The organism is Methyloglobulus sp., assembly GCF_040079455.1.
Taxonomy (GTDB): Bacteria; Pseudomonadota; Gammaproteobacteria; order Methylococcales; family Methylomonadaceae; genus Methyloglobulus.
The window spans coordinates 1-2,222 of record NZ_JBEBKJ010000161.1 but is presented as its reverse complement, the minus strand read 5'-3'; the positions used below and the strand labels follow the sequence as shown (position 1 = coordinate 2,222).

Here is a 2,222-nt window from a genome sequence, read left to right as displayed (position 1 = left end):
ACCAACCAATATGGTGGCAAATACAATAAAGGCACGGTCTATAGAGTAAAACCAAATGGTGTTTATGCCGATATTTTCCATTTTGACGGCACTAACGGCGCGCTGGGTCAGGATGCAGATGGTGGCATAACACTGGCTAGTGATGGCAGCCTGTATGGCACGATCAAATCTGGCGGCAAATTTAATAAGGGTGCAGTCTATAAGATAGCACCAGACGGTACGCAAAAAGTGTTGCACGATTTTGACGACGGACAAGGGCAGGTAGGGTATCCGATTGGTGGCCTCAGTTTAGGGCCTGACGGTAACCTGTACGGCTTAGGTTATATGTTTGAGGACGGTCAATCTCATTTTGAATTCGTGTATAAAATCACCCCAACCGGGGAGTATAGCCGGATCCACCAATTCACTGGGCCTTATCATTTAAGGGATTATTATTCTGGGTCGTTCGTATCCGGTGTTGTTGTAGGATCGGATGGTAGTGTTTATGGTTCTGCATTTTCAGATACAAGTGCTTCTTACATGTATGAGGCGGTCATATTTAAAATTACCCCGCAAGGTAATTTTTATGAACTGCATAATTTAACCCAATCCGGAGTTTCCGCACCTGTGGGAGCATTGGCTCTGGATAAGAACGGGGTATTGTATGGGGCTGTTTATCATAATGATTCTAGCAGGGAAACCATCTTCAAGTTAGATGCTAACGAGGTATTTAGCTTGATAGACGAAAGCACAGGCTTTGCATGGGGCGCCAGCACTGCGACGGGTGTCATGGTAGGTAAGGATGGCAGTCTTTATAGCGGTATATATAAGGTCGATCCAAACGGGGTTTATTCGTTTATCGAATTTATAGGGGCTGATGTTATGTATCAAACCACTGCGAGTGCTATGGATAATAACGGCGCGTTGTATTATGCGGCTAATAGCGGGGGTGCTAACCAAGCAGGCTTGCTATTTAAACTTTCCGGTTGGGCGGTTACGATAAATGACAAAGCCACTATCGCCGAAGGTCAAAACGTTACGATTAATATACTGGCAAACGATAAGGTTTCAGCAAAGGTCGGCATAAATCCTGCGTCTGTAAAAATCGTATCTCAGCCAACGCATGGCACGGTCACGGTCAACACGGACGGTAGCGTAATGTATACACCAGAAGCAGGCTTTGGCGGTAAAGAGCAATTTACCTATAACGTCAAAGACAACTACGGCTTTGATTCAAACACTGCGTTTGTTAAGTTGAATGTCTTAAAAGCCGTTGATGATAGCTATACGTTTAAGGCTAATAGTAGCGCCAGCCAAAATGGCAAAGGCTACGTAAGCCTTAACGATTTACCAAAAATTTATAATAATCGAACCTTCACTGTAGTAAACAACCCAGCGCGGATAGGCGGAACGGGTGCAGGCACTTTAGCAATAACAGCTTTTGATGCTACAAACGGTTATTTTACCTATGGCTTAACGGGCGTAGGCACAACCAAAGCACAACTTCAGGAATCTAAACGCGGTGTATTTCAGTTTACTTACACCTGGACTCTGGATGGCGTGACGACTCGACCAGCAACTGTAACGATAACCGCGCAATAAAACGAAATCAGCAGCCGATTTATTAATCGGCTGCTGAATCGCTGTACATTCCATGTGCAAAAACAGTGTAGAGATTTCTAATCAGCACTGCCCAGATAATCGACTTTAACCTTTGCCAGGCCATTAAGGCCGATCCTTTTTGCCGCGCCATGCGACAGGTCTATAATGCGGTTTGGCTTGAATGGGCCACGGTCATTGACGACCAATATGATTGATCGGCCATTGTGCAGGTTGGTCACGCGGACTTTGCTGGGCAACGGCAAGGTTTTGTGCGCCGCCGAATAGCCATGCGGGGAGAAGTGCGAACCCATGGACGTTTTAGAACCCGACTCCGAACCATACCACGATGCAACACCTGTTTCGCTATAACCGTGAGCGGATGCCATCGGATAATAGGTAACGCCCCTGACCCGATAGGGACGGTTGTACGCTTGCTTATTGCGGTAGTTATGGTGCGGCCTACTGGTATGGTGCTTTGCTTGCGGAAGTGGTAACTGCGGCGGATCGGTGGCGCAACCACTCAACAGGCTGGTAGCCAACAGTCCGAAAACAACAAAACCAATCCTTGGACGACTTTTGAGAGCTTGCCAATATTGCTTCATAAAGGCTGATCCAAAATCATGGAAACAGCATGGTTGCCG

Annotated in this window: 2 protein-coding genes; one reads left to right on the top strand and one right to left on the bottom strand. The window is 46.6% G+C overall.

The features are described 5' to 3' along the window. The coding region (locus ABL924_RS18280; RefSeq protein WP_349028526.1) for a choice-of-anchor tandem repeat GloVer-containing protein at positions 1-1,581 on the top strand (1,581 nt) is incomplete at its 5' end. A gap of 77 nt (positions 1,582-1,658) precedes the next feature. On the opposite strand, the gene ABL924_RS18275 is transcribed toward ABL924_RS18280, so the two are convergent. Then, entirely contained in the window at positions 1,659-2,183 is a 525-nt protein-coding gene (locus ABL924_RS18275; RefSeq protein WP_349028527.1) for a septal ring lytic transglycosylase RlpA family protein, read from the bottom strand. Positions 2,184-2,222: the final 39 nt, after the last annotated feature.